Annotated in this window: 22 protein-coding genes and 1 riboswitch; of the genes, 5 read left to right on the forward strand and 17 right to left on the reverse strand. The window is 70.7% G+C overall.

Annotated features, from left to right (window positions below; genetic code table 11):
* The first annotated feature begins 28 nt into the window (after positions 1-28).
* Together IU476_RS33040 and gcvP are read left to right on the forward strand one after the other, a co-directional pair.
* Entirely contained in the window at positions 29-619 is a 591-nt protein-coding gene (locus IU476_RS33040; protein WP_324194521.1) for a MerR family transcriptional regulator, read from the forward strand.
* Positions 620-732: 113 nt separating this feature from the next.
* Positions 733-828, forward strand: a riboswitch (glycine riboswitch).
* Between the two features lie 167 nt (positions 829-995).
* On the forward strand, positions 996-3,818 hold the full coding sequence (gene gcvP / locus IU476_RS33045) for an aminomethyl-transferring glycine dehydrogenase (protein ID WP_195106251.1): 2,823 nt from the start codon (positions 996-998) through the stop codon (positions 3,816-3,818).
* Here gcvP and IU476_RS33050 read toward each other — a convergent pair.
* From IU476_RS33050 to IU476_RS33075, 6 genes are all read right to left on the reverse strand, one after another.
* Complete coding sequence (locus IU476_RS33050; protein ID WP_195106252.1) at positions 3,815-4,123, reverse strand: GIY-YIG nuclease family protein; 309 nt, start codon at positions 4,121-4,123, stop codon at positions 3,815-3,817. The two genes, gcvP and IU476_RS33050, sit on opposite strands and share 4 nt — an antisense overlap.
* 30 nt (positions 4,124-4,153) lie before the next feature.
* Positions 4,154-5,830, reverse strand: a complete 1,677-nt coding sequence (locus IU476_RS33055) for a substrate-binding domain-containing protein (protein WP_195106253.1) — start codon at positions 5,828-5,830, stop codon at positions 4,154-4,156.
* Positions 5,831-5,935: 105 nt separating this feature from the next.
* Positions 5,936-6,196, reverse strand: coding sequence for a WhiB family transcriptional regulator (locus tag IU476_RS33060; RefSeq protein WP_195106254.1), 261 nt, complete (start codon positions 6,194-6,196; stop codon positions 5,936-5,938).
* A 507-nt stretch (positions 6,197-6,703) separates the two neighbouring features.
* A complete protein-coding gene (locus tag IU476_RS33065; RefSeq protein ID WP_195106255.1) occupies positions 6,704-6,916 on the reverse strand; it encodes a hypothetical protein in 213 nt (70 codons plus the stop codon).
* A gap of 311 nt (positions 6,917-7,227) precedes the next feature.
* Entirely contained in the window at positions 7,228-8,130 is a 903-nt protein-coding gene (bla, locus tag IU476_RS33070; protein ID WP_195106256.1) for a class A beta-lactamase, read from the reverse strand.
* A 68-nt stretch (positions 8,131-8,198) separates the two neighbouring features.
* Positions 8,199-8,957 (reverse strand): NAD(P)H-dependent oxidoreductase, encoded by a 759-nt coding sequence (locus tag IU476_RS33075; RefSeq protein ID WP_195106257.1) that lies wholly within the window; start codon positions 8,955-8,957, stop codon positions 8,199-8,201.
* Positions 8,958-9,161: 204 nt separating this feature from the next.
* Between IU476_RS33075 and IU476_RS33080 the strand changes: the two genes are divergently transcribed.
* Positions 9,162-10,580 carry a lipase family protein gene (locus IU476_RS33080; RefSeq protein ID WP_195106258.1) on the forward strand — a complete coding sequence of 473 codons (1,419 nt, stop codon included), beginning with the start codon at positions 9,162-9,164 and terminating at the stop codon, positions 10,578-10,580.
* 6 nt (positions 10,581-10,586) lie between these two features.
* Here IU476_RS33080 and IU476_RS33085 read toward each other — a convergent pair whose 3' ends face one another.
* Together IU476_RS33085 and IU476_RS33090 are read right to left on the reverse strand one after the other, a co-directional pair.
* Positions 10,587-11,666 (reverse strand): DUF4185 domain-containing protein, encoded by a 1,080-nt coding sequence (locus IU476_RS33085; RefSeq protein ID WP_195106259.1) that lies wholly within the window; start codon positions 11,664-11,666, stop codon positions 10,587-10,589.
* A gap of 144 nt (positions 11,667-11,810) precedes the next feature.
* Positions 11,811-13,994: a malate synthase G gene (locus tag IU476_RS33090; protein WP_195106260.1), complete on the reverse strand. Its 2,184-nt coding sequence runs from the start codon at positions 13,992-13,994 to the stop codon at positions 11,811-11,813.
* 224 nt (positions 13,995-14,218) lie between these two features.
* Between IU476_RS33090 and IU476_RS33095 the strand changes: the two genes are divergently transcribed.
* Entirely contained in the window at positions 14,219-14,839 is a 621-nt protein-coding gene (locus IU476_RS33095) for a TetR/AcrR family transcriptional regulator (RefSeq protein ID WP_324194523.1), read from the forward strand.
* A 2-nt stretch (positions 14,840-14,841) separates the two neighbouring features.
* On the forward strand, positions 14,842-16,134 hold the full coding sequence (locus IU476_RS33100; RefSeq protein ID WP_195106261.1) for an acyl-CoA dehydrogenase family protein: 1,293 nt from the start codon (positions 14,842-14,844) through the stop codon (positions 16,132-16,134).
* 341 nt (positions 16,135-16,475) lie between these two features.
* On the opposite strand, the gene IU476_RS33105 is transcribed toward IU476_RS33100, so the two are convergent.
* The 9 genes from IU476_RS33105 to IU476_RS33145 all read right to left on the reverse strand — a co-directional run bounded on the left by IU476_RS33105 (position 16,476) and on the right by IU476_RS33145 (position 26,896).
* Entirely contained in the window at positions 16,476-17,186 is a 711-nt protein-coding gene (locus IU476_RS33105; RefSeq protein WP_195106262.1) for a hypothetical protein, read from the reverse strand.
* 85 nt (positions 17,187-17,271) lie between these two features.
* Positions 17,272-18,555, reverse strand: a complete 1,284-nt coding sequence (locus IU476_RS33110; protein WP_195106263.1) for a cation:proton antiporter — start codon at positions 18,553-18,555, stop codon at positions 17,272-17,274.
* 170 nt (positions 18,556-18,725) lie between these two features.
* Positions 18,726-19,373 (reverse strand): DUF305 domain-containing protein, encoded by a 648-nt coding sequence (locus IU476_RS33115; RefSeq protein WP_195106313.1) that lies wholly within the window; start codon positions 19,371-19,373, stop codon positions 18,726-18,728.
* Positions 19,373-20,932: an LVIVD repeat-containing protein gene (locus IU476_RS33120; protein ID WP_228824705.1), complete on the reverse strand. Its 1,560-nt coding sequence runs from the start codon at positions 20,930-20,932 to the stop codon at positions 19,373-19,375. Before IU476_RS33120 ends, IU476_RS33115 begins: the two co-directional genes overlap by 1 nt.
* Before the next feature lie 209 nt (positions 20,933-21,141).
* Complete coding sequence (locus tag IU476_RS33125) at positions 21,142-22,035, reverse strand: 3-methyladenine DNA glycosylase (protein WP_324194529.1); 894 nt, start codon at positions 22,033-22,035, stop codon at positions 21,142-21,144.
* A gap of 13 nt (positions 22,036-22,048) precedes the next feature.
* Positions 22,049-23,113, reverse strand: a complete 1,065-nt coding sequence (locus IU476_RS33130; protein WP_195106265.1) for a hemolysin family protein — start codon at positions 23,111-23,113, stop codon at positions 22,049-22,051.
* Positions 23,106-24,482, reverse strand: a complete 1,377-nt coding sequence (locus IU476_RS33135; RefSeq protein ID WP_195106266.1) for a hemolysin family protein — start codon at positions 24,480-24,482, stop codon at positions 23,106-23,108. The genes IU476_RS33130 and IU476_RS33135 overlap by 8 nt, the downstream gene beginning before the upstream one ends.
* Positions 24,483-24,775: 293 nt before the next feature.
* A complete protein-coding gene (locus tag IU476_RS33140; protein WP_195106267.1) occupies positions 24,776-26,212 on the reverse strand; it encodes a GuaB1 family IMP dehydrogenase-related protein in 1,437 nt (478 codons plus the stop codon).
* 186 nt (positions 26,213-26,398) lie between these two features.
* Positions 26,399-26,896 carry a DnaJ family domain-containing protein gene (locus IU476_RS33145; protein ID WP_195106268.1) on the reverse strand — a complete coding sequence of 166 codons (498 nt, stop codon included), beginning with the start codon at positions 26,894-26,896 and terminating at the stop codon, positions 26,399-26,401.
* Between the last annotated feature and the right edge of the window lie 2 nt (positions 26,897-26,898).

The raw sequence follows: 26,898 nt of genomic DNA on the forward strand, positions 1-26,898 counted from the left end.
ACCGGCGGAAGCAGTGAGGGAGTAGTCAGTGGGAGACGAACCACAGCAGACTGGATCAGACACGCGGCCCGCCGCGGTGGTGCAGCCAGGACTGTTCCCCGATGATTCGGTGCCCGACGATTTGGTGGGCTACCGCGTTCCGAGCGCGTGCCAGGTGGCCGGTATCACCTACCGGCAGCTCGACTACTGGGCCCGCACCGGCCTGGTGGTCCCGTCGATTCGCAGCGCTACCGGATCGGGCAGCCAGCGGCTCTACTCGTTCAAGGACATCCTGGTCCTGAAGATCGTCAAGCGGCTGCTGGACGCCGGAATCTCGTTGCAGAACATCCGCATCGCGGTCGACCACCTGCGCAGCCGCGGGGTCGAGGACCTGGCCGGCATCACCCTGTTCTCCGACGGCACCAGCGTCTACGAGTGCACCTCCCCGGAAGAGGTCGTCGATTTACTGCAGGGCGGGCAGGGCGTGTTCGGCATCGCGGTGAGCGGCGCCATGCGCGAACTCACGGGCGCGATCGCCAACTTCCCGGCCGAGCGGGCCGAGGTCAGCACCGCCAGCGACCGTCCCGAGGACGAGCTGGCCTACCGCCGCAAGGCGCGGATGAACCGCAAGACCGGTTAGCCGTCGCGGCGGGCGGTTGCGGCGAATGTCACAGCCGCCCGGCGGCGCAGGCGGGCGACTGTCCGGGTCGGTAACACGCGCGACATCCGGTACCGCATAAACTGGCGGTGCGTCGCCGCCGTGCGGGAGAGTTCCGGGGTCCGACCCGGGCGCCGAAGGAGCAGCACCTCCCCGTCAATCTCTCAGGCAACAGGGACCGTACGGACCATCGGCGCCTCTGGAAAGTGGTGGCTGCACACAATGCAGGCCACCCGCCCATGGGGAAAGGGTGCCCGGCTGTGCGCGGGTCCCGAATCTCTCAGGCGCCACGACAGAGGGGGAGGGCCCGAAGCCGTCGACGACGCCGTCGACCTCCGCCCGAACCCTGGGAGCTGTCGTGACCCGTTCCTTCGCCGATCGTCATATCGGCCCCGACGCCGAGGCCATTACGCGCATTCTCGAGACCGTCGGCATCGATTCGCTGGATCTGCTGGCGGATCGGGCCCTCCCGGCGAGCATTCTCGACGCCCCGGCGGGCAACGGCCTGTGCGTGCTGCCCGCGGCGGCCGGTGAGCACGAGGTGCTCGACGAACTCGCCGCCCTGGCGCACTCGAACACGGTGGCCACCTCCATGATCGGGCTCGGCTACTACGACACGCTGACCCCGCCGGTGCTGGTCCGCAATCTGCTGGAGAACCCGGCCTGGTACACCGCCTACACCCCGTACCAGCCGGAGATCAGCCAGGGACGGCTCGAGGCGCTGCTGAACTTCCAGACCATGGTCTCGGACCTGACCGGCATGGAGGTCGCCAACGCCTCGATGCTGGACGAGGCGACGGCGGCCGCGGAGGCGATGACGCTGCTGCGGCGGGCCAACCGCGCGAGCAGGTCCGCCCGCCTGGTGATCGACACGGACCTGTTCCCGCAGACCCGGACCGTGCTGTACACCCGCGCCGAACCGCTGGGCATCGAGATCGTCGAGGCGGACCTGAGCGCGGGCGGGCTGCCCGACGGCGAGTTCTTCGGGGTGCTGGTGCAGGTGCCCGGCGCCTCGGGCCGCGTCACCGACCCGACCGAGCTGATCGCCGCCGCGCACGAGCGGGGCGCGCTGGTGGCCGCCGGCGCCGACCTGCTGGCCATGACCTTGATCACGCCGCCGGGGGAGCAGGGCGCGGACGTATGTTTCGGCACCACACAGCGTTTCGGGGTGCCGCTGGGCTTCGGCGGCCCGCACGCCGGCTATCTCGCGGTGCGCGGCGCGCACGCCCGCCAGCTGCCGGGCCGGCTGGTCGGGGTGTCGAAGGACGCCGACGGCCACCTCGCCTACCGCCTGGCATTGCAGACCCGCGAGCAGCACATTCGCCGGGAGAAGGCGACCTCCAACATCTGCACGGCCCAGGTGCTGCTGGCGATCGTGGCCGCGATGTACGCCGCGTACCACGGCGCCGACGGGCTGCGCGCCATCGCCCGGCGCGTGCACGGGCACGCCGCGCGGCTGGCCGCCGGGCTCGGGGAAGCCGTTGTGCACGAACGGTTCTTCGACACGGTGCTGGTGCACGTGCCCGGCGGCGCGGAGGCCGTGGTGGCCAAGGCGAAGGGGCGCGGGGTGAACCTGCGCCTGGTCGACGGCGATCACGTCGCGGTGGCGTGCGACGAGGCGACCACCGACGCGCACGTGGCCGTGGTGCTGGATTCCTTCGGCGGCTCCACCGAGGCCGGCACTCCGCGCGAGACGGCGCTGCCCGCCGTCGAGACCCGCACCTCGGCGTATCTGACCCACCCCGCGTTCACGCGGTACCACACCGAGACGGCCATGCTGCGCTATCTGCGGCAGCTGTCCGACAAGGATATCGCCTTGGACCGCAGCATGATTCCGCTCGGCTCGTGCACCATGAAGCTGAACGCGACCGCGGAGATGGAGCCCATCACCTGGCCCGGCTTCGCCCGCCTGCACCCGTACGCGCCGGTCGAGGACGCCCCCGGCCTGCTGCGCGTGATCGAGGACCTGGAGTCCTGGCTCGCCGCCCTCACCGGCTACGACCGGGTGAGCCTGCAGCCCAACGCGGGCAGTCAGGGCGAGTACGCCGGGCTGCTCGCCATCCGCCGCTATCACCTGGATCGCGGTGACACACACCGGGATACGTGCCTGATCCCGTCCAGCGCGCACGGCACCAACGCCGCCTCGGCGGCCATGGCCGGGCTGCGGGTGGAGGTGGTGAAGTGCCGCGCGAACGGCGACGTCGACCTCGACGACCTGCGCGCCAAGATCGCCGACCACGCCGACCGGCTGGCCTGCATCATGATCACCTATCCGTCGACGCACGGCGTGTACGAGCACGAGGTGGCCGAGCTGTGCGAGCTGGTGCACGACGCCGGCGGCCAGGTGTACGTGGACGGCGCCAACCTGAACGCCCTGGTGGGACTTGCCCGTCCGGGCCGGTTCGGCGGCGACGTATCGCATCTGAACCTGCACAAGACGTTCTGCATCCCGCACGGCGGCGGCGGGCCCGGGGTGGGGCCGGTCGCGGTGCGCGAACACCTGGCGCAGTACCTGCCGGGCGATCCGCTGGAGCCGGGCTCGCACGCGGTGTCAGCGGCGCGCTACGGCTCGGCCTCGATCCTGCCGATCACCTGGGCCTACATCCGGATGATGGGCGCCGACGGCCTGCGCCGGGCCACCCTCACCGCCATCGCCTCGGCCAATTACATTGCGCGGCGGCTGGATTCGCACTACCCGGTGCTGTACACCGGTGCCGACGGCATCGTCGCCCACGAGTGCATCCTGGACCTGCGCGAGATCACCAAGCAGACCGGGGTCACCGTCGACGATGTGGCGAAGCGGTTGGCGGACTACGGATTCCACGCCCCGACCATGAGTTTCCCGGTGGCCGGGACGCTCATGGTGGAGCCCACCGAGAGCGAGAACCTCGAAGAGCTCGACGCCTTCATCGACGCGATGATCGCCATCAAGGGCGAGATCGATCGGGTCGCCGCCGGTGACTGGCCGGTCGAGGACAGCCCGCTGCGCGGCGCGCCGCACACCACCGCGAGCCTCGTCGGCGAGTGGACCTACCCCTACTCCCGCGAAACCGCCGTCTTCCCACAGGGATCGACCCACCCCCGCCCGAAGATCTGGCCGGCCGTCCGCCGCATCGACGGCGCCTACGGCGACCGCAACCTGGTCTGCTCCTGCCCGCCCCTGGACGCCTACACGGACTAGAGCAGCGTGGGGTAGAGGTCTCGCCAGTCCGGGTTGGTGGCCTCGATCAGGCGGATCTTGCGTTCGCGCCGCCACGTCTCGAGCGTGCGCTCGTGCAGGTAGACGGCGGCCAGGGTCTCGGCGGGCTGGTACCAGACCAGGGTGTGGATCGCGAAGCGCTTGGTGAAGCTCTCCACGACGTCGTTGCGGTGCTGCCACACCCGGCCGACGAGATTGCTGGTGGCGCCGATGTAGAGCACCCCGCGCGGCCGGCTGGCCAAGATGTACACACACGGCGGCGGCTGCCATGCTCTCCTCCTCCCCACCGGGAGAGCATGGCACGGGCCACCGACAGGTCAGGTCGTGGTGAGGGCCTTCATGACGGCGGTGCCGAAGGTGAGGTCGTTGGAGCCGGCCACGCGGGTGTAGGTGCCGCCGGTCTGCTGGGCCAGGGTCTGCAGGGTGGGGGTGCCCTGGCCGCCGACCACGATCACATCGATGCGGACCGGGTGGGCCGGGTCGGTGGCGGCGGTGATGTCGGAGATCAGTTTGTCGCCGGTGATGGCGGAATCGTCGTTGGGGCCGCCGGTGATCAGCAGGATGCTGTTGGTGCGATGGGCGGCGTGGCCGGAGACGGCGCTGCGGTAGGCGGCCTCCAGCGCGGGGTAGGTGCGGTCGGTGCGGCTGGTGGTGGCGGTGACGTTGCCGAGCGACTTGGCCAGCTCGACGCGGTGCTGCTGGCTCAGCGGCGCGGTCTCGGAGACCACCTGGTACGGGTTGCCGCCGCCCTGCTCGCCGGCGTAGGTCCAGACGCCGAGCCCGAAGTCCGGGGGCATGGTGTCCATCGTCGACTGCAGCGCGCCGAGGGTGTTGGCGAGGCGGGTGAGCGAGCCGTCGGTGGCGCCCATGGCCGCCGAGGTGTCCAGCAGCACGGTCGACTGCACGCCGAGCACCGGATTGGCGAGCACCGATTTCACCTGGTCCAGCGTCGACTTCGGGGGCACCGCGGCGGCGACGGGTAGGGCGCCGTCGAATCCGTTGTCCGCGAACAACTTCTGCTGATCGGGTGCGCGCAGGTAGTCGGCGAAGATCCCGGCGACCAGATTCTGCGTCTTGTCCACCCAGGATCCGGTCAGCAGCGCGGCGGGGAAATCGGCCACCGGCGTCTTCGCGCCGTCGGGCCGGAACGCGGTCGCGCCGCCCACCGTCCTGAGTTGCTGTTCGGTAACCGCGGTGGCGTGCACGGCATTCGAGGCCTCGCCCTGCGCGCCGACCAAGCTCGCGAGCGCGCCCGTGGGGCCCTCGGATTTCGGCGCGTCGGCGGCCAGCACCGAGATCGCCGAGACCACCTGACCGGACCGGGCGCCCTCGTCGTCGAGCGGGTCGGCGCCCGACACGTTGGAGCCGACCGCGAGGGCCGCGGCGAGTCCGGCGTCACCGGCGGGCAGCGCCATGCGCAGGCCGCCCCAGTCGTTCAGGCCGACGTCGGCGAGCGAACCCTGTTGCAGCCGCGGCAGCTCCGCCCAGCCGATCTTCTCCTGCTCCAGCGCCTGGCGCAGCCGCTCGGGCACCGCCAGCACGATCGGACTCGACGCCACCGACGCGGGGGCGCCCTCGATCAACCCGGGCACGCGCATCTGCTCGATCGAGCGCGACGAGTCCGGAATCCACAGCGCCGGCTGGGTTCCCAGCGCCGAATCCCAGTGCCCGGCGGTGAACGCCGCGACCACCGCCGCCGACGGCCGGGCGGCGACGGTCACGCTGACACAGTGGTCGCGCACCTTCGGCTGCGTCGCGTTGTAGCGCTCGGCCGCGGCGCGCACGGGCGCGGCGATGTCGGGATCGACCGTGACCGGGAGCGTGGTCTGCCCTTCCACGCACTCGCCGGCGGCGGTGCGGTCGGAGGAGGCCGAATGCCCCCGCAGCCAGAACCAGCCACCGACCGCGGCGACGACGAGCAGCGCCGCCACCACGGACACCACGAGACCCTTACTCACGCCCCGCGAACCGCTGGCGCTGCGATGTGTACCCACGGTGCTCCAGTGTATTGTTCACGCGAAGTTTGCCGCGCGGGCCCGTCGCTGCCCGGCATCCGGGCAGGTCCTACCCGGATGCCGGGGCGGCGGGCCCGCGGCGGTTCACTCGCGGATCATGCGCCCGCGGTCGTACTCGTGGCCGCCCCACACGCCGGACTGGTGGGTGGCGGCGGCGAATTCGCCGCACTGCCGCCGGATCGGGCAGCCCGCGCACACGCTGCGCGCGTAATCGAAATCCTGCGACGGGTACGGGAACCACGCGTCGTGATTCGGGTCACCCTTGCAGGCCGCACCCTCCCAGCTCTGCGAGTCCGAGAGCGGGAGCAGATCCACCAGGGTGAATTCCTGCACTGCGTTCGTCATATCGGATCCCCTCCTTTCTCGGGTCCTCGGGTGGGAGGTTGCTACACGTGTCGGGGCCGCGTCGGCGGCACGGTGGAAGAGCATGGGCGTCACCAGGTTTCGCGAGAAGAAGAGCTACGAGCGGAGGAGGGGGCAGGGCTCAGGGCCGGCCCGGGAGGCGGCCGAGTTCGTGGGCGTCGTCCGACGGTGCGGTCGGCACGCGCCGGGCGGAACTCGAAAGCCGCTGTAGGTCAAGGTTCTTCAGTGCGCGGACAGCGATTCGAGGCATCGGCCACCTCCTCCTTCCTGGTGTCGTCGAGGGTGGCGGTCCCGAGCGGGACCGCTTGATCATCGTCTTCATGGTGACACAGCGTTACCGCCGCTGTCGGGTCATTTTCCGGGCCGCGACGCTGTGCTCGAGCGGGCGCGCACCCCCCGCGCCGCGCTGTACAACGAGGCGAGTCCGGGGTTTGTTCCGGCCGGCGGCCCGTGGTGACGGTGACGGCCGATACAGTGCGGGACGCTCGCTCAGGTGTCGAGCCAGAGCTCGATGTCGTCGAGCCGGGCGACCGCGTGCAGCAGGACGCCGTCGGTGGCGTCCAGCAGCCGCCATTCGTAGGGCGAGACAGGGGCGCGGACCAGGCGGTATCCGGCCCGCGCGGCGCGCGCGGTCAGGTCGCGGATGTGTGCCGACGCCGCATCGGGTGGCACCACCCACAGATGTTGTTCGGACTTGTTCATCAGGGCTTTCCCCCAGGGTCGGTCCCGGCGTTCACCGGGGACAACGAAACGTCGTGGCGGGGGACGGCGTCGTTACGAGCGTCGTCAGCGCCGGTATACACGCGAGGCGGGCCCGGCCGTTCGGCTCAGAAGTGTTCGTGGCCAGCACTTTTCGAGTCTCGCGCGGCGGCGGCGGGCACCGTGCGGAGGCGAGCCCCGTCGGACTCGATCGGGTAACGCTCGCGCACCCGCGCCCACTTGCAACACACGCTTCGCGGGACCCCATTCCCCGCCTCCGTTGTGCACCCCGTCACCCTCGAGGGGCCTGCTGCCTACCGGAGGGCGGTGACCACTTCCTTGGTGGCTTCGGCCAGTAAGGCGTTGTCGGCCTTGTCTTCCGGGGCGCGCTGGTGGGAGAGGAGGGCGATGACGATGGGGGCGCCGCTGTCGGTCCAGGCGACGGCGACGTCGTTGGCGCCGCCGTGGTTGCCGCCGCCGGTCTTGTCGGCCACGGTCCACCCGGCGGGGACGCCGGCTCGGATGCGGGTGGCGCCGGTGGTGTTGGCGAGGAGCCAGTCTTTGAGCTGGGCGCGTTCGAGGTCGGCGAGGGCGGGGCCCAGGACCAGGTTCCGGTAGTCGGCGGCGAGCGCGGCGGGGGTGGTGGTGTCGCGTTCCTCGCCGGGGGAGACGTCGTTGAGGTCGGGTTCCCAGCGATCGGAGCGGGTGATCGTGTCGCCGAGGGAGCGCAGGAACGCGGTGAGCGCCGGCGGGCCGCCGAGCAGTTTCAGGATCTGGTTGCCCGCGGTGTTGTCGCTCGCGGTGATCGCGGCGTGGCACAGCTCCGAGACGGTCATTCCGGTGTCGACGCGGGTCTCGGTGATCGGCGAGTACTCGACCAGCTCGTCGCGCGAGTAGCGCACCACCTGATCGAAATAGCCGGTGGCGAGCGGATGTTCGTGCAGCAGCGCGCCGCAGGCCAATCCCTTGAAGGTCGACGCCATCCCGAACCGCTCGTCGCGCCGGTACCCCACCTCCCGCCCGCTGCTCGTGTCGACCGCGTACACGCCCAGCCGCGCGGTGTGCGTGTTCTCCAGCGCGGCGAACACGGCGTCGGCCGGAGCGACGGGCGGCTTCCCGCTCGGCGCGGTATACGGGTGCTCCGTCTCCGCCGTACCGCACCCGGTCAGCGCCGCGGCCACCGCGACCGCCGCCGTCCCCGCCGCGAGCCTGCGCATGATCGTCACCCGTACCTTGTACCGGACCGCCCCGCACCCCGCGCGGCCGACCCGCCCACGGTCCCGGGTCAGGAGGCGAGGTGTAGGTCGAAGCCGGTGGCGCCGGGGGATTCGCGGCCGGGTCGCAGGCGCAGGGTGCGGTCGTAGTCGCCGCCGGACTGCGGGCGGTAGGGGATCGGGTCGAGGTCGGCGAGATGGGTGAGGCGGTGGCGTAGATCGTCGGCGACCTCCTGGAAGCGGCGGTCGTCCATGCGGATCGTGCCGTAGACCGGGAACGGCGGGAGGACGTCCATGCCGGGGTAGTACAGGATGCCGTGGTTGATGGGGTAGAGCAGGGCGTCGAGGTGGCCGTTGATGCCGCGGTCGGAGTAGGACGGTTCGCGGCCGCCGATGCTGACGACGAGCATGGCCCGCTTCCCGCTGAGCACGCCCGCGCCGTAGCGGGGGAGCGCCGTGCCGCCGGCGCCGTAGGCGAAGCCGCAGGTGAACACCCGGTCCACCCAGCCCTTGAGGATGGCCGGCATGGCGAACCACCACAGCGGGAAGTGCAGTAGCACGGCGTCGGCCCACAGCAGCTTCTCCTGCTCGGCGCGGATGTCGGCGGCGAGCGAGCCGCGGTCGTACGCCTCGCCGGAGGCGAGCATGAAATTGTCCTGGTCGACCTCGCCGAAGTCGCCGGTGTCGGCGTGCGCCTTCCAGCCCATGGCGTACAGGTCGCTGACGATGACCTCGTGTCCATCGGACCGGAGTTGCCGCACCGCAACGTCCTTCAGCGCTCCGGTGAGGGAGTCCGGTTTCGGGTGCGCGTACACGATCAGAATGTTCACGCCTCCGCACAACGCCCGCTCATATCGAAGTATTCCGATGGATCGTTGCGAAAGTTTGTCCCCAGTGATGGGTAACAATCGCGACGGCGGCGCAATTGTGCAATTACACTACGGAATTCTGAGCCGCGCTGGGTGTCTCGGGGTTGGCGCACGACTCGGCTGTCGTTCCGGTGCTTCTACTTGTCGATCGTGGGGAGTGTGCCCATGTGGGCTTGGCGTGTCTTGGTGGCGGTGGTGGTGCTCGCCGGTGGTCCCGCGCTGACGGCGCAGGCCGACCCGCCGGAGCCCGATCACCCTGTGCCCGGGGCGATCTCGCTGCCGCCGAGCCTGAGCATCCCGGATCTGCAACAGTGGATCGACGCCGTGGTGCCCAAGCCGGAGCTTCCCGGCGCGACCACGCCCGCCGCCGAACCCGCCGAGTCCACCCAGGCCGCGCGCCCGGCGGTGTCGACCGCCGCGCTGCGGTCCGCGGTCCTGCCCGACGACGTCGGCGACCCGCTGTTCGACGCGTGGCCGCCGCACCTGGCGCAGCTGCGCCCCGGCGACATCGTCGAGACCCGGGACATCACCGCGGCCGCCGCGCCGCTGTTCACCCTCCCGCTCGCCGCGCCCCCGCGGCAGGTGCTGCAGGTGAAGTACCGCACCGGCGACTCGCGCGGCGAACCGTCCTTCGCGACCGCGTCGCTGGCCCTCCCGGCCGCGGCCTGGACCGGCCCGGGCGCGCGCCCGGTGCTGGTGAACAACCTCGCCATCGACGGGCTGGGCCGCCGCTGCACACCCGGATACACACTGGCGCACGGCTATTCGGACACCACCAACTCCGCCGACTTCTTCCCGCCGCTGTCCCAGCTGGCGCTGCTGCGCGGCTACGCCGTGCTGATCCCCGACCACGAGGGCCCGCAGATGGCCTACGCCGAACCGTTCGTCGCGGGCCACGCCGTGCTGGACGCGGTCCGGGCCGCGCGCGCACTGCTGCCCGCCGAACTGGGCGAGAGCCACTACGTGATGTCCGGCTACTCCGGCGGGGCGATCGCGACCCGCGCCGCGGCGGCGCTGATCGACTCCTACGCACCGGATCTCGCGGGCTCGATCACCGGGGCGGCGGTGGGCGGCGTGCCCGCCGACTTCCGCATGCTGGCCCGCACCATGAACGCCAACCTGGCCTCCGGCGTGTTCATGGCCGCCGTCTTCGGCATCGCGCGCGAACACCCCGAAATCCTCTCGGCCATGAACAATCTGGCGCAACAGGTGACCACCTCGCCGCTGAAGAACACCTGCATGAACCTGATCGCCGCGCCCGGCGCGCTGCTGGTGCCCATCGACATCGCGGCGAACACGCCCGACGCCCTGCACGGTCCGGTGGCCGAGCAGGTGTTCCGCGCGACGGACCTGTCGGAGCTGAGATCCGCTGTGCCCCTGCTGGTCTACAACGGCGCGCACGACATCTGGATCCCGGCCGCGGGCGCCGAGCAACTGTTCCGGCAGCAGTGCGCGCTCGGCGTGGCGGGCATCTACCGCAGCGTGCCCGGCGAGCACTTCGTCGCGGGCGACACCGCCTGGCCGCTGCTGATCGGCTGGCTCGACGACCGGCTGCGTGGCGCGCCCGTGCCGAACGAGTGCTGAGCGCGCTCAGGGTTCGAGGCGATCCCACTGGGTGACGGTGTAGGGACGGTGTCCGAGGGTGCCGTCCCAGCGGCTGAGGATCAGCGTCAGCGCGTCCGGCGACGGGCTGCCCGGATGGATGTAGCCGCCGTAGAGGTTCGGCAGCCGCGGCTTGCGCCAGTGGCTCGGGGGCCAGGTCTTCCGGCCCACCACTTGGGTTCTCGGTTCCGACCACACGGCGTCGGGCCGCGGCGCGGTGCGGGTGCGGATGCTGTAGTCGGTCGTGTCGAAGTACGACATGCAGTACATGCCGCCGACGAGCTGCACGCTGAACTCCCCGATGTTGTTGCCCGGGGCGAAGATCGGGCTGGGCGCGGCCTCGCGGGTCCAGCCCCAGCGGTCGCCGGTGTACGCCCAGTTCTCCTGCCGGTCGAAGGCGCCGTGGAAGAAGTCGTGCGGGTCGAACCGGAACAGCTGGATGAGCCCGCGGTCGTCGGCGTAGTTGTGACTTCCGTTCCACGCCTTGGAGAAACAGTAGAGACGGCCGTCGGGGTCGACCCCGGCGAAGCTCCACATCGTGTACAGCGACCCGTTGGCGCCGAGGGCGTCGCCGTTCCAGTGGTGGTCGAAGTCCTTCCAGCTCGCGCCGTGGTCGTCGGAGTAGGCGATGCCGCCCAGCGCCGAGCCGTCGTTGCGGCTGCGCGGCGGAACCCACTGGTGCACCGAGGTGTACTGGATGAACAGCCGTTGCTGCCCGTCCACGGTCAGGGCGAGGGCGTCGTTGGGAATCCGACTGACCTCGGTGACGCCGAAACCGTTGTCCGCGTTGTGCTGATAGTCGAACAGCTGGGCGCACTTCGGATTCGGTTGTGCCCCGGTGAATTCGATCGCCGTGTCACCGGAGGCGTCGAAGCTGTCCTGATACAGCGTCACCGGCGATCCGATATAGGGCCCGGACGCGCCCTGACCCTCGAACGCGTCGCCGAACACGTACCCCCAGCCGCCGTCGTGGCGCCGGTAGGGAATGCCGAGATCGCCGGAAGCCAAACCGAATCCGCTCGCCGAGTCGCCCGTGTTGTCGCAGAGCATGGTCCCCCGTTGGGGCATGGATGTCCTCCCTGACTTCGTAACCCTCTGTCGAGGATCGCATTCCGGGGTACCCACCGGGCAAGACGCGAAATCCCCCGGCAGGTCGTCGCCTGCCGGGGGATGTCACGGAACGGGTTGCGGCCCAGCGCCGTCGGCGCGGCGTCAGTTCTTGGCGGCCAGCGCCTTCGCCTCGCGGCGGCGACGGTGCAGGATCGGCTCGGTGTAGCCGTTGGGCTGGCGGGTGCCCTCCAGGATCAGCTCCTTGGCGGCCTGGAACGCGACGCTGCCGTTGAAGTCCGGCGCCATCGGGCGGTAGCCCGGGTCGCCGGCGTTCTGCCGGTCGACGACGGGCGCCATCCGCTCCAGGCTCGCCACGATCTGCTCGGTGGTGACGATGCCGTGCCGCAGCCAGTTCGCCATCAGCTGGCTCGAGATGCGCAGGGTCGCACGGTCTTCCATGAGCGCGACGTCGTTGATGTCGGGCACCTTGGAGCAGCCGACGCCCTGATCGATCCAGCGCACCACGTAGCCGAGGATGGACTGCGAGTTGTTGTCGAGCTCGTTGCGGATCTCCTCCGCCGACCAGTTCGGGTCGGCGGCGAGCGGGATCTCCAGGATCTGGTCGACCGAGGCGCGCACACCGCCGCGGGCGATCTCGTCCTGCCGCTTGAACACGTCCACCAGGTGGTAGTGGGTGGCGTGCAGGGTGGCGGCGGTCGGCGAGGGCACCCAGGCGGTGGTTGCCCCGGCGCGCGGGTGGCCGATCTTCTGCTCGAGCATGTCGCGCATCAGGTCGGGCATCGCCCACATGCCCTTGCCGATCTGCGCCTTGTGCTGCAGGCCGGCGGCCAGGCCGGTGTCGACGTTCCGGTCCTCGTAGGAGGCGATCCACTGCTGCTTCTTCATGTCGGCCTTGCGGACCATCGGCCCGGCCTCCATGGAGGTGTGGATCTCGTCGCCGGTGCGGTCGAGGAAGCCGGTGTTGATGAACACCACGCGGTCGCGGGCGGCGTCGATGCAGGCCTTGAGGTTGACCGTGGTGCGGCGCTCCTCGTCCATGATGCCGACCTTGAGGGTGTTGCGGGGCAGGCCCAGCACGTCCTCGACGCGGCCGAACAGCTCGTTGGTGAAGGCCACCTCGTCCGGGCCGTGCATCTTCGGCTTCACGATGTACACCGAACCGGTGCGGGAGTTCGACACCCGGGCGTCGCCGCGCAGGCTGTGCACGGCGATCAGCGAGGTGAACAGGCCGTCGAGGATGCCCTCGGGCACCTCGTTGCCCTCGGAGTCCAGGATCGCGTCGCTGGTCATCAGGTGGCCGACGTTGCGGACGAACAGCAGCGAGCGGCCGTGCAGCACCAGGTCGGAGCCGTCGAGCGCCTTGTAGACGCGGTCCGGGTTCATGGTGCGGGTGAAGGTCTTGCCGCCCTTGCTGACCTCCTCGGCCAGGTCGCCCTTCATCAGGCCGAGCCAGTTGCGGTAGCCGAGCACCTTGTCCTCGGCGTCGACGGCGGCCACCGAGTCCTCGAAGTCCATGATGGTGGTGACCGCGGACTCCAGCACCACGTCCTTGACGCCCGCGTCGTCGGTCTTGCCGATCGGGGACTCGGGATCGATCTGGATCTCGATGTGCAGGCCGTTGTGCTTGAGCAGCACCGAGGTCGGGTTGTCGGGCTCGCCGAGGTAGCCGACCAGCGCCGAGGCGTCGGCCAGGCCGATGTCGGTGCCGTCCTCGAGGGTGACCTCGAGCTCGCCGTCGACGATCTTGTAGGCCTTCGAGCCCACGTGCGAGCCGGTGATCAGCGGCACCGCGTCGTCGAGGAAGTTGCGGGCCCACTCGATGACCTTGTCGCCGCGGACCTTGTTGTAGCCGGTGCCCTTCTCCGCGCCGTTGGCCTCGGAGATGGCGTCGGTGCCGTACAGCGCGTCGTAGAGCGAGCCCCAGCGGGCATTGGCGGCGTTGATCGCGAAGCGCGCGTTCATGACCGGCACCACCAGCTGCGGGCCGGCGGTGGTGGCGATCTCGTCGTCGACGTTCTGCGTGCCGATGGTGAAGTCGGCCGGCTCGGGGCGCAGGTAGCCGATCTCGGTGAGGAACTGCTTGTAGGCGGTCTTGTCGTAGTCGGCGCCGGGGTTCTCGGCGTGCCAGGCGTCGAGCTTGCCCTGGATCTCGTCGCGCTCGGCCAGCAGTGCGCGGTTGCGCGGAGCCAGCTCGTTGATGACTCCCTCCGCACCGGCCCAGAACGCGGCGGAATCTACGCCGGTGCCGGGGAGCGCCTGATTCTCGACGAAGTCGTGGAGAACACTCGCAACCTGAAGCCCGCCGACCTGAATCCGCTCTGTCATCTACTGCCTCATTTCGAGATAGCCGGATGGAAAAAGTACGCCTGTCATGTTACTCGGCGGTAATGGGCGGCTCGTCGAGAGGTTCCCGCCTTGATTGTATCGGCCGGTACATTTAATGTACTGGGCGGAACATTTTGCGGAGAGTGGGCGGTGCCTGTGGTGGAGCAGTCGTGGGCGGGCAAGGTCGCGGTGGACGGGCGGTCGGCGATGAGAGGCGGTCTGTCGTGACCGCGGTTCCGGTGCGCAGGCGTGGGCGCCCGCCCGCGACGGCGGCGGCCGAGACGCGCGCCCGCATCGTGGAGTCGGCCGTCGAGCTGTTCGCGGAGAAGGGTTTTCACGGCACCGGCGTCGCGGAGATCGGCGACCGCGCCGATGTGCAGCGCGGCGCTCTCTACTATCACATCGGCTCCAAGGAGGAGCTGCTGTTCCAGATCCTGCGCGACTACATCGACCTGATGCTCACCGAGGCCCGCGCCATCGCCGACGGTCCCGACGATCCGGTCACCAAGCTGCGCAAGCTGATCCACAGTCACGTCCGGCTCATCGTCGCGCACCGGCGCGAGGTCGCCATCCAGTTGCGCGACGTGTCCGCGCTGACCGGCGACCGCGCCGACGACCTGCAACTGCTGCGTGACCGGATACAGCACTGCTGGCAGCGGGTGATCGACGCCGGGCACGCGGCCGGCGCGCTGGCCACCGCCGACCACGTCGTCACCAACAGCGTGCTCGGGATGTTGAACATGGTGACCTTCTGGTACCGCCCGCACGGCGGGCACACGCCCGAACAGATCGCCGACATCCTGGCCGCCACCGTCCTCGAGGGAATCACACGCACGAAAGGCTGACCATGGCTTGGGATTTCGAGACCGACCCGGAGTATCAGGAACAGCTCGACTGGGTCGCGGAGTTCGTCCGCACCGAGGTGGAGCCGCTGGACCTGCTGCCCGACCTCAACCCCTACGACCGCGCCGACCCGCAGGTGCGGGCACTGCTGCGGCCGCTGCAGGAACAGGTCAAGGAACGCGGGCTGTGGGCCTGCCACCTCGGTCCCGAACTGGGCGGCCCCGGCTACGGGCAGCTCAAACTGGCGCTGCTGAACGAGGTGCTGGGCACCTCGATGTGGGCCCCGCTCGTATTCGGTTGCCAGGCACCGGATTCCGGCAACGCGGAGATCCTCGCCCACTTCGGCACTCCCGAGCAGAAGCAGCGGTACCTGCAGCCGCTGCTCGACGGTGAGATCGGCTCCTGCTACGTGATGACCGAGCCCACCGGCGGCTCCGACCCGACCTCGTTCCAGGCCCGCGCGGTGCGCGACGGCGACCACTGGGTTATCAACGGCGAGAAGTGGTTCAACACCGCCGCCGAGCACGCCGCCTTCCACATCGTCATGGTGGTGACCGATCCGGAGGCGCCGCCGCACCAGCGGCTGTCGATGTTCATCGTGCCCGGCGGCACCCCGGGCCTGGAGATCGTCAAGAACTTCGAGGTGCACGGGTTCAGCAAGCACGAGGGACACCTGCGGTTCACCGATGTGCGCGTGCCCGCCGATCACCTCCTCGGCGCCGAGGGGCTCGGTTTCGTCGTGGCCCAGACCCGGCTCGGCGGCGGGCGCGTGCACCACGCCATGCGCACGGTCGCCATGGTGCGCAAGGCATTCGACATGATGTGCGAGCGCGCGGTGTCGCGCCCGATGGGCCGCGGCGTGCTCGGCGGCAAGCAGATGACCCAGGAGCGCATCGCCGACAGCTGGATCGAGATGGAGCAGTTCCGGCTGCTCGTGCTGCGCACCGCCTGGCGCATCGACAAGGAACAGGACTACCGCGCGGTCCGCAAGGACATCGCCGCCATCAAGGTGGCCATGCCCAAGGTGATGCACGACGTCGCCCGGCGCGCCCTGCACCTGCACGGCGCCCTCGGCGTCAGCGAGGACCTGCCCTTCGTCGACATGATGAACTACGCCGAGGTGATGGCGATCGCCGACGGGCCGACCGAGGTCCACAAGATCACCCTCGCCAAGCAGGTGCTCGGCCAGTACGCCCCCGCCGACCCGGTGTACCCCAGCGGCTACCGCCCCGCCCTGCGCGAACAGGCCCGTGACCTGGTGGCCCGCAAGCTCGAGCACACCGTCGGGAATCTGTAGAACCGGTCGGTCCCGGCACCGAATCGAACGGGGGTTCGTGGCGTATTCGCGTCACCCCCGTTCGTCGGCGTCCGCTTCCACTACCCTGGTCCGCGCAAGCGCAAGACACCTGATGTGAGGAACCTCGATGGGTAGTACCGCTATCGACGTCGTGAACGTGCTCGTGGCACACGCGACCGCCTTCTGGACGTGGCTCTCGACCGGCTCCGCCGGCTTCCCGCCCCTATAGGCCGCCCGGTCTCGCCCCGCCGGGGCGAGACCGGACCTCGCAGCAGTTGTCGTGGCCGGACAACACCCGTGGACGCCGTAAGGTTGTCCGGCCTCGAGAAGTGTTGCGGGGGTTAAGTTCTGGGCGCGATCCAGAGGGCCTCGGCGAGCGCGCAGAGCTCGCCCGAGGCGGTCGCGAGCGCGATGCCCACGGTGTATTTGCGGCCCTCGGCCGAGATCGGCCAGGCGTAGGAGACGTGCGGCCGACCCGCTCGCACGGGGCGCAGCCGGGTGGCGGTCAGCGCGGCGGTGAACGCGCCGTACCGCATTCCGGCCAGCTCGATTCCGGCGATGCCGCCCGGGCAGTCCAGCGCCGACCAGACCATCTCCGGCGGCAACTCGCCGTCGTCGTCGGCGAGTCCGGCGTCCGGGATCCACGCCGCGGCCACCAGCTCCCGGCCGGGCACCCGGGCCGGGAACAGCCGCAAACCGTGGCCGGGTGCGCAGGCCGCGCCGCAGCCGAAACAGTCGGTGGTCTCCCGCTCGCCCGCCCGCGCGGTGGCTTGCTCGGCCTCGGCCCAGGCGGGCGCGGGCGGCGGTGTGATCGCCACGGTCGACGGCGACGCTTCCACCAGAATCCGTCCGGCGGTGTCGGTCAGCGCCCACCCGGACGCGGTCTCGCCGAACGCGACGTCGACGGCGACCGGCACGATCCTGCGGAAGTCGACCCGCACGGCCGCCGCGCCGACCCGCCGCGCGAGCAGACCCGCGACGTATCCGCCGAACGCCACCTCCGGATAACCGTGCACCCGTTCGGGAATGGTGATGGTCGCGCTGCCGATCATGTCTCGCCCCCCTGTGCCGGTGCCGCGTCGAACACGATCGACCATACCGTCCGGTCGCGTGGACCGTCGCGCCCCACCCGCCGGGCTACCGGGTCGGTTCCTCGCCCGGCCGTCCGGTGCCCGGCGCTACCCGGTCGTCGTCCCGTTCGATCGCTTCGTCCTCGTGCCGCGAGTGCTCTTCTCCGGCTGCGTGTTTCGAGCCCACGCGGAGCAGGCTCAGCAGGGGAGCGGTCAGTGCGGTGGTGAACAGCGCCATGACGACCAGCAGCGAGTACAGGTCGGCGCCGATGATTCCGGTGGACAGGCCGACGTCGAGCAGGATCAGCTCGGTCAGGCCGCGGGTGTTCAGCAGCGCCGCGAGGACCTGTGCCGTGTGCTTCTCGATGCGGGCCAGGCGCGCCGACAGATAGGTGCCGCCGAGCTTGCCCGCGACCGCGGCCGCGACCACCACCAGCAGCTCCAGCACACCGGCGCGGTCGGTGCTGGACAGGTCGACACGCAGACCGGCGATCACGAAGAAGCACGGCATGAACAGCGCGCCGAGCGGCTGCACGGCGGCGGCCACCTGCTCCCGGCTGCCGCGCGGGAAGACGACGCCGAGCAGGAACGCGCCGAAGATCAGGTGCAGCCCGGCCCATTCCGTGGCCGCGCCCCACAGCAGCGCGCCGCACACCGCGACCAGGGTGACGGTCCGCTCGGTGGCCGCGCCGAGCACGCGACCGAGGATCGGCCGCACGATCCACCACGTCCCCGCCGCCAGCGGCACCAGCAGCAGCAACCGCCAGGTGTGGCCGGGCCCGGTGCGGGTGGTGGCGACGACGGCGGCCAGCACCACCCACGCCAGCACGTCGCCCACCGCCGCGCAGCCCAGCGCCAGCTGGCCGACCGGCGTGCCGAACATGTTGCGGTCGTGCAGAATTCGCGCCAGCACCGGGAACGCGGTCACCGCCAGCGAGCAGCCGATGTACAGCACGAAGCCGATCCGGCTGCCGGTCTGGTGCCGGGCCAGGACGGTCAGCGCGACGGCGGATCCCAGCACGAACGGCACGAGGTAGGCCGACAGCGCCACTACCGGGACGGCGCTGCGGTTGCGGCCGAACCGCCCCAGATCGGTCTCCATGCCGGCGACGAACATGAACAGCGCGATCCCGACATTGGCGAGCGCGGTGAGCGCGGGCCTGGTCTCCATCGGGAACAGGGTCGTCGACAGGTGCGTGCCGAGAACGGTTGGGCCGGCGAGGATTCCGGCGGCGATCTCGCCGACGACGGGCGGCTGCCCCACTCGCACCGCCAGCTGCCCCAGGACGCGCGCGGCGACCAGGACGAGAACGAGATCCACGAGGAGCATCGTGATGACGTGGCTGGGCATCCGGCCCACCTCCTACTTTCCCGACTGCGCGCGGGCCGGCGACGACACCTGGCCCGGCCGAATCACAGTACCGGGATATGTTCGCCTCCGGGCCGGCCTTCGGCCGCGACGAGACGAACCCCCCGATCAACCGAACCGGTTGGTACGAAGAGCTTTCGGATGCTGACCCGTTACGGCAGGGGCTGCGCGTCGCGCTGCGCCAGCATCACCGCCATCAGCCCGCACTCCTGACTCTGTCCGGTGATCATGCCGCGAATCGTCTCCTTGACGGGGCCCGAGGGGATTGCGCGGTCGGCGGCCTGCGCCATCGTGACGCCGCCCTGGTGGTGCCGGTACATCAGTTGCAGGAACAGCACTTCCGCGTCGCGGCCGCGCGCGGCGGACAAGGCGTCGAGTTCGGCCCGCGACGCCAGCCCCGGCATCGCGGGCGGACGCTGCGCCGGTGCGCCCGAATGATGGTGCGCCGCGGCGGCATCGGTGTCTTGCGCCATCCAGGCCATCGAATCGCGCGGCATGGGCGCGGCGTTGGCGAGCCGCAGCCACCCGAGCATCGTGCCGATCTCGACCCGCTGGGTCTGATCGATCTGGCGGGCCAGCCGCTGCACCGCCGGATCGACGCCGGGATCCAGCCGCTGCACGATCTGCACGGCCTGCTGGTGGTGTGCGGTCATGTCCTGCGCGAAACCGATCTCCGTTTCATTCAAAACCGGTGCGGCAGTGTGCGATTCGGGCAGCACGAGCGGGCGCAGTGCTGCGCCCAGGACCAGCAGCAGCACCGCGCCGCAGGCGAAGGCGAGCAGGCGCGGCCAGGGCCGCATCACGACCCCACGATCGACTGCTGGTCCGACGGCGGCGAATACACGTCCGGGTCCAGTTGCAGCACCATGAAACCGTTGTCGTTGCAACTGGTCCAGAGTTGGTTGCCGTGGAATTCCGGCGGTGCGAAACACCAGTCGGTGGACACGTCGCCGAACGCGATCATCCCGCTGCGCGGCGAGAGCGCCTGCGCCGGATCGAATTTGCCCTCCAGCATCGCGCGGGCGGCGGAGAAGCCCTCCATCGCGGGCACGCCGATCAGCGACGCCAGCGCGTGCGGCGAATTCCACAGCTCCATGTTCCGGCCGGTGCGCGCGGGCGGATTGAAGTAGGCGATCTCGCGCACGTGGAACGGGTCGCGCACGTCGAAGACCCGGATGCCCGAGGACTCCCAGCCGCACGCCAGCGCGGTGGGGTCGTTCGGGCGGTCGGCCGCGCAGTAGTGCGGGTCGTAGGAGAACACCGAACCGCCCATCGCCGAGGCGGCCATGCTGTCCTGGTGCTCGGGCAGATTGATCTCGAGTTTGATCTTGTTGACCACCTCGGGCGCGGTCTCGTCGGAGATGTCGACGACCTTCACCCCGCCCGAACCGCCCTCGTCGGCGGTGAACAGGTACGGCTTGCCGTCGTAGGTGACGGGGATGCTGTGCTGGGTGGCCCAGCCGTCGGTCCAGAACACCCGGCCCAGATGGGCCACCTGCGGATTGGGATCGCGGCGTTGCACCGCGCTGACGTCGAGAACGGTGAAGCCGCCGAGCGCCGACAGATACAGCCGATTGCCGTCGGCGCTCACGCCGAACCCGTGCGCCTCGATGCCGGTGAGGCCCTGCCAGAACACGTACGGGTTGGCCGGGTCGGTGAGGTCGACGGCGCTGACGAAGCCCGGCGCGATGCCGGAGGCCCAGTAGGTGCGACCGTCGGGGGAGAAGCCGCCCTCGTGGGTCGTGATCGGCAGCGGCATCGCCAGATTCGAGCCCGGACCCGGGTTGAGCAGCCGCGGGTGCGCGCAGTCGGAGATGTCGTAGACCGATAGGTAGCCGGCGCCCTCGCCGACCGGAACACCGGTGCCCACCAGCAGTTTCCGCTGGGTGTTGACCTTCAGGCTCTCCCAGGTGCCCGCCACCATCGCCGGCTCGGTGAGCGTGGCCGTCAGCGCGGGGTGCGCGGGATCGGAGACGTCGAGCACCTGCACGCCCTGCGCGGGGCCGAGCAGGTTGCCAGGGAAGAACGAGCCCGTGTAGGAGCAGTGGTCGAAGGTGGTGGAGGTGATGCCCGCGCCGCGGCCGGTGTAGCCGCCGACGAAGGACATGTTGCAGCTGTAGCCCTGCGTGCTGCGTCCGTTGCTGCGCTCGGCGGCCGGAACGTCGCCCTGCAGACCGCTTTCCGGCCGGGAGCCGGGCCCGCAGTCGGCGCGGCCCACCGCCGTCCGGCCGATGTCGAGGAACTGCCGCACCTGGTCGGTGATGTCGGATTGCAGATCCGCCGACGCGCCGCCCAGCGGCAGCGCCGTCGCCGCGAGCAGTGCCGCCGCCAGCACCAGCATCGGCCTGGATCGCCGCATTCCCCGGACTCGCCTCATCGCGGCCCTGCCTTCCACGCCGTCGCCCACATCTCGTCGAAGCGGGGCCGGGGTACGCCGTACCTCCGGTCACGCCACCGCGGAAACGGTAGCGCGCTCGCTGTCTGGTACGGACGGTTTCGGAAAAAGTGCCTGCGAGAACGCCATTGCCGCACCCCGGCAGGGGGAGGCCCGCGTGGGGCCTGACGCTGTCACATCGGAAGGGTGTGGGCTTCCGATGCGCGAAGCAGGTTCTCCGCGGCCGACAGCAGACGTTCGCGCAGGGGCGCGGCCCGTTCGGCCAGCTGTTGCTGGCCGCGGACATATTCGGCTCGGCCGCCCGGGGTTTCGACGGGCACGGGGGTGTAGTCGTAGCCGGACAGGTCGTAAGGACTGGCCCGCATATCGAGTTCCCTTGCGGCGCAGGCCAATTCGAAACATCCGAGCAGCAGGCCGGAATCGATCAGCGGGATCAGCTTGAAACCCCACTTGTAGAGGTCCATGTTCGCGTGCAGGCAGCCCGGCTGTTCGCGGTCGGGCTGCCCGTCGCGGGTCAGGTGCTCGGCGTTGCGGGGCGCCGCGTCCGGGGTGAAGAAGCGGTAGGCGTCGAAATGGGTGCAGCGCAACGGCATCGACTCGACCACGGCGTCGGTGCCCGCGCGCCCGAGCCGCAGCGGCACCTGCCGGTGGCGGACGTCGTCGCTGCGGTACACCATCGCCCACTCGTGCAGCCCGAAGCAGGACAGCTGCGGGCCCCGGGAGGCGGTGGCGCGCAACAGCTTCGCGACGAACGCCACGGTGTCCAGGCGGCGGGCGAGGAAGGCCGGGTCGGCGCCCCACCGCCGCGCCGAGACCTCGTGGTAGCCACGGGAATTCGCGTACTCGTGCGCATTCTCCAGCGCCACCCCGAACCCGGGATGCCAGCGCCGCAGCTGCGCCGGCTTGTGCCCGTAGTAGGTGAACAGGAAGTCGGTCACCGGATGGGTCGAGCCGTCCGCGCGCCGGCGCAGATACGGCCCGATCAGCTCCTCCACCCGCGCGCGGTGGGCGGCGGCCCGCGCCCGCCACTCGCGCTCGGGCAGTACCCGGACCTCGCGCGCCGCCACCGTCACCGCGCGCTCATTCCGCGATCCGGTGGGTGGCGTCGCGCACCGTGCCCACGAACTCCTCGACCAGGTCCTCGAGCGCGACGATGCCGACGGTGTCGCCGCGGCTGTCGACCACCCGGCCGAGATGGCTGCTGGTGCGGCGCAGCCGGGCCAGCGCCTCGTAGAGCGTGGTGCCCATGCTGAGCGTCGGCAGCGGCCGGATGTCGGTGCGGGGGATCGGCGTCGATGGTCCGGCGGAATCGTCGGCGACCTTGTCCAGCACGTCCTTCACGTGCAGGTACCCGACCAGCGAGCCCTCCGAGGCGCGCACCGGATAGCGCGAGAAGCCGGTCTCCGCGACCGCGGACTCGATGTCGCCCAGCGTCGTCCCGTCCCCGCGCAGCGGCACGCAGCGGGTCTTGGCCAGCGGCACCATGACGTCGGCGACGATGCGGTCGGTGGTGCCCAGCGCCTGCGTGAGGCGGCGGTGCTCGCCCTCCTCCAGCAGGCCCTCGGACCGCGATTCGCCGATCATCTCCGCCAGCTCGTCCGAGGACACGGTGGCGTCGAGTTCGTCCTTCGGCTCGATGCGCAGTGCCCGCAGCGTCAGGTTGGCGGCCACGTTGTACAGCGTGATCAGCGGGCGGGCCAGCCGCAGGAACCACAGCAGCATCGGAACCAGCAGCAGCGCAACGCGTTCGGGCCCGGCGAGCGCGATGTTCTTCGGGATCATCTCGCCCAGCAGCATGTGCAGCACCACCACCAGACCCAGCGCCAGCGCGAACGACACCGGGTGCAGCAGCTGCTCGGGCATGCCGACCAGCTCGAAAGGCTTTTCCAGCAGATGCGCGACGGCGGGTTCGCCGACCCGGCCCAGCAGCAGCGAGCAGATGGTGACGCCCAGCTGCGCCGACGCCAGCATCATCGACAGGTGCTGACCCGCCCGGATGACCGTGTCCGCGCTGCGTTTGCCTTGCGCGGACAGGGTTTCCAGGCGGTCGCGGCGGGCGGTGATGAGCGCGAACTCGGCGCCGACGAAGAAGGCGTTGCCGCCCAGCAGCACGATCGTCAGCAGCACTCCGTACAGATCACCCATGGTGCAGCTCCCACCGTGCGAGGGTATCGCCGTCGACGGGTTCGAGCAGGACCCGGTCGATGCGGCGGCCGTCCATCCGTTCCACCCGGGCCAGCCAGCCGCCGCTGGTGTGCGGCTGGCTCTGGTGGCCGTTGGCGGCCTGCGGCAGCAGCACCTCGTCGCCGGCGTCGGGGATCCGGCCGAGTTCGGTGAGGACCAGGCCGCCGAGGGTTTCGTACTCGCCCTCGGGCGCCTCGTATCCGGTGGCGCGGGAAAGCTCGTCGATGCGCAGCAGGCCCGAGCAGTTCCAGCCGGCCGAGGTGCGGCGCACGTCGAGTTCCTCCTCGTCGTGCTCGTCGCGGACGTCGCCGAGGATCTCCTCGATGATGTCCTCGGTGGTGACCATGCCGGCGGTGCCGCCGTATTCGTCGACCACGAGCGCGACCTGCATGCCGTCGGCGCGCACCCGCTCGAGCACGGCGTCGCCGTCGAGGCTGGCCGGCACGATCGGCACCGGGTGGGCGATCGAGCGCAGCGTGATGGTGCGCCGCTCCCGGACCGGGTGCAGGAAGGCCTGTTTGATATGCACGACGCCGAGGGTGTTGTCCAGGTCGCCGTCGATGACCGGGAAGCGGGAGAAGCCGGTGCGGCCCGCGGCGGTGATGAGGTCGGCGATGGTGTCGTCCTGGTCGAGGGTCTCGATCTTCACCCGCGGGGTCATGAGTTCCTCCGCGCTGCGGTCGCCGAAGGCCAGTGACCGGTCCACCACCATCGCGGTGCGCAGATCCAGCGCGCCGCGCTGGGCCGAGGTGCGCACCAGCGAGCCGAGCTCCTGCGGCGAGCGCGCCGAGCGCAGTTCCTCCGCGGGCTCGATGCCGAACCGGCGCAGCACCCAGTTGGCGGTGCCGTTGAGCAGGTTGATCAGCCACTTGAAGACCGCCGAGAAGGCGATCATCGGGCCCGCGGTGAGCCGGGCGGCCGCCAGCGGGTTGGCGATGGCCATGTTCTTGGGCACCAGCTCGCCGTAGGTCATCGACAGCGAGGTGGCCAGCACCAGCGCCAACGCCAGCGAAATGCCTTGGGTGGCACCGGCGCCCAGGCCCAGTGCGGTGAACAGCGGTTCCAGCAGCCGGGCCAGCACGGGTTCGGCGATGTAGCCGGTGACCAGCGTGGTGATGGTGATGCCCAGCTGCGCGCCGGAGAGCTGGAACGACAGCGTGCGATGCGCGTGGCGGACTTGGCGGGCCCGCAGGTCGCCGTCGCGGGCGTGCGCCTCGACGGTGCTGCGCTCGAGCGCGGTGAGGGAGAATTCGGCGGCGACGAACAGCGCGGTGCCGGCGGTGAGCGCGACGAAGCCCACCAGACTGAGCACAGTGAGTACGACCGACATGGTCAGCACCGCCCGGTCAGGGGAGGAACTGGGGAAACGGGGGCGCCGGGTTGGTCACCCGGCTCGGTAGAGGAGCCCTCCTGTATGGCGCCCTCGGACGCGGGTGACAACTGGGTCCTTTCGGCAAATGGAGCTGTGTACGTACTGTGCACCGGCTGCGGGACAGCTCGCCCGGGGGCCCGGCGCTGTCCATGCTACCGGGTCCCGCGGTCGCGCTCCGGGCCGCGGCACACCGGGAAATTCGGTCGGCCGCGGCGCCCGGCGAGGTTGTCGTGCCCGCTCGGGGCGCTGTCTCACCAGCCGCTGGGCAGCGGGCGTCCCTCGGCGAAGCCGGCGGCGGACTGCACCCCGAGCACGGCCTTGTCGTGCAGTTCGGCCAGGGTGCGGGCGCCGGCGTAGGTGCAGGCGCTGCGCACGCCCGAGCAGATGTGGTCGATCAGGTCCTCGACGCCGGGCCGCTCGGGGTCCAGGCGCATCCGCGAGGACGAGATGCCCTCCTCGAACAGGGCCTTGCGGGCCCGGTCGAAGCCGCTGTCGGAGGCGGTGCGGGCGGCGACGGCGCGCTTGGACGCCATGCCGAAGCTCTCCTTGTAGGAGTTGCCGTCGCGGTCGGTGCGCAGGTCGCCGGGGGACTCGTAGGTGCCGGCGAACCAGGAGCCGATCATCACGTTCGACGCGCCGGCGGCCAGGGCGAGCGCCACGTCGCGCGGGTGCCGCACGCCGCCGTCGGCCCACACGTGCACGCCGAGTTCGCGTGCGGCCGCGGCACATTCGGCGACCGCGGAGAACTGCGGGCGGCCCACGCCGGTCATCATGCGCGTGGTGCACATCGCGCCCGGGCCGACGCCGACCTTGATGATGTCGGCGCCCGCCTCGGCCAGGTCGCGGGTGCCCTGGGCGGACACGACGTTGCCGGCCGCCAGCGGCACCCCGAGCTTCAGGTCGGCGACCGCGCGCAGCGCCTCCAGCATCTTCACCTGGTGGCCGTGCGCGGTGTCGATGACCAGCACGTCGGCGCCGGCGTCGACGAGCGCCTTCGCCTTGGCGGGGATGTCGCCGTTGATGCCGACCGCGGCCGCGACGCGCAGCTTGCCGCGGGCGTCGACGGCCGGGCTGTAGATGCCCGTGCGCACCGCGCCGGTGCGGGTCAGCACGCCGGCCAGGGTGCCGTCGGGGTTGACGAGCACGACCAGGTCGGCGTGCGCGGCCTCGAGCAGTTCGAAGATCGCGCGCGGCGAGGTGTCGGCCGGGGCGGTGACGAAATCGGTGGCGGCGACGGTGTGCAGGCGCGCGAACCGGTCCACGTCGGCGCACGACGCCTCGGTGACCACGCCGACCGGCTTGCCCTCGTCGACGACGACCACGGCGTGGTGCGAGCGCTTGTGCACCAGCGCCAGCGCCTCCGACACCGAGTGGTCGGGGCCGAGCGTGACCGGGGTCTCGGCGGTGAGCGAGCGGCTCTTGACGTAGCCGATGGTCTTCGCGGCCGCGCTGAGCGGCAAATCCTGCGGCAGGACCGTGATGCCGCCGCGCCGGGCGACCGTCTCGGCCATGCGCTTGCCCGCGACCGCGGTCATATTGGCCACCACGATGGGAATCGTCGTGCCGGTACCGTCGCCGGTCGACAGATCGACATCGAAGCGCGACGCCACGTCCGTCCGATTCGGGACGAGGAAGAGGTCGTCGTAGGTCAGGTCGTACGGCGGCGTGTGGCCCGGAAGAAATTGCACTGTTGCCAGTGTAGAGGAGTGCCCGCGGTGTGCGGCCACACCGGCCGCCACGGTCCCGCCCAGGTCACGCACCGCTATCACGGTCGCTCCGGATATGCTTCGCCGTTGCCGGGCGGCCATGACGCAGGTGCGCCCGCGACCCGGCCGTGACCTCGGCGAGCCCGCGGGACTCCGTCGGCGCGGACGCTATCGGCGGTCGGCGCGGCGGCGGAATAGGCCGCGGCGGCGGGGACGGGCCGGCCCGGTGGCCTCGGGTTCCGGGCTGGGTGCGCCGGGCGTGGGGCTCCGCTCGGCGCGCCACCGCTGCACCACCTCGTCGACATCGACCGGGGCGACCCGCACGTGCGGGCCGGTGGGCAGGCGCTGCCAGGCGACGATGCGGGCGTTGAGTTCGTCGGCCAGTTCCCGCACGTCGCGTTCGAAACGCAACTGCCGCACGCGTTCCGGGAGTTGTTCGTAATCGCGCCGCAGCAACAGCGACGGCGGCAGGACGCCGTCGCCGGTGACGCCCTCGCGGCGCAGGCAGTCCTTCAGCCACCAGTCCTCGTCGAGCGGCTGCCCGGCGCCGGGGATCGGTTTGCCCGCTCCGGGCAGGTTCTCGAATTCGCCGCGCTCGGTCGCCTCGCGAATCTGCTTGTCCACCCACGATTCGTGGGTTATCCCCGCCGGCTTGCGCTCGGTCATCG

Origin of the sequence: Nocardia blacklockiae (genome assembly GCF_015477355.1) — a bacterium.
In the GTDB taxonomy this organism is placed as follows: Bacteria; Actinomycetota; Actinomycetes; order Mycobacteriales; family Mycobacteriaceae; genus Nocardia; species Nocardia blacklockiae.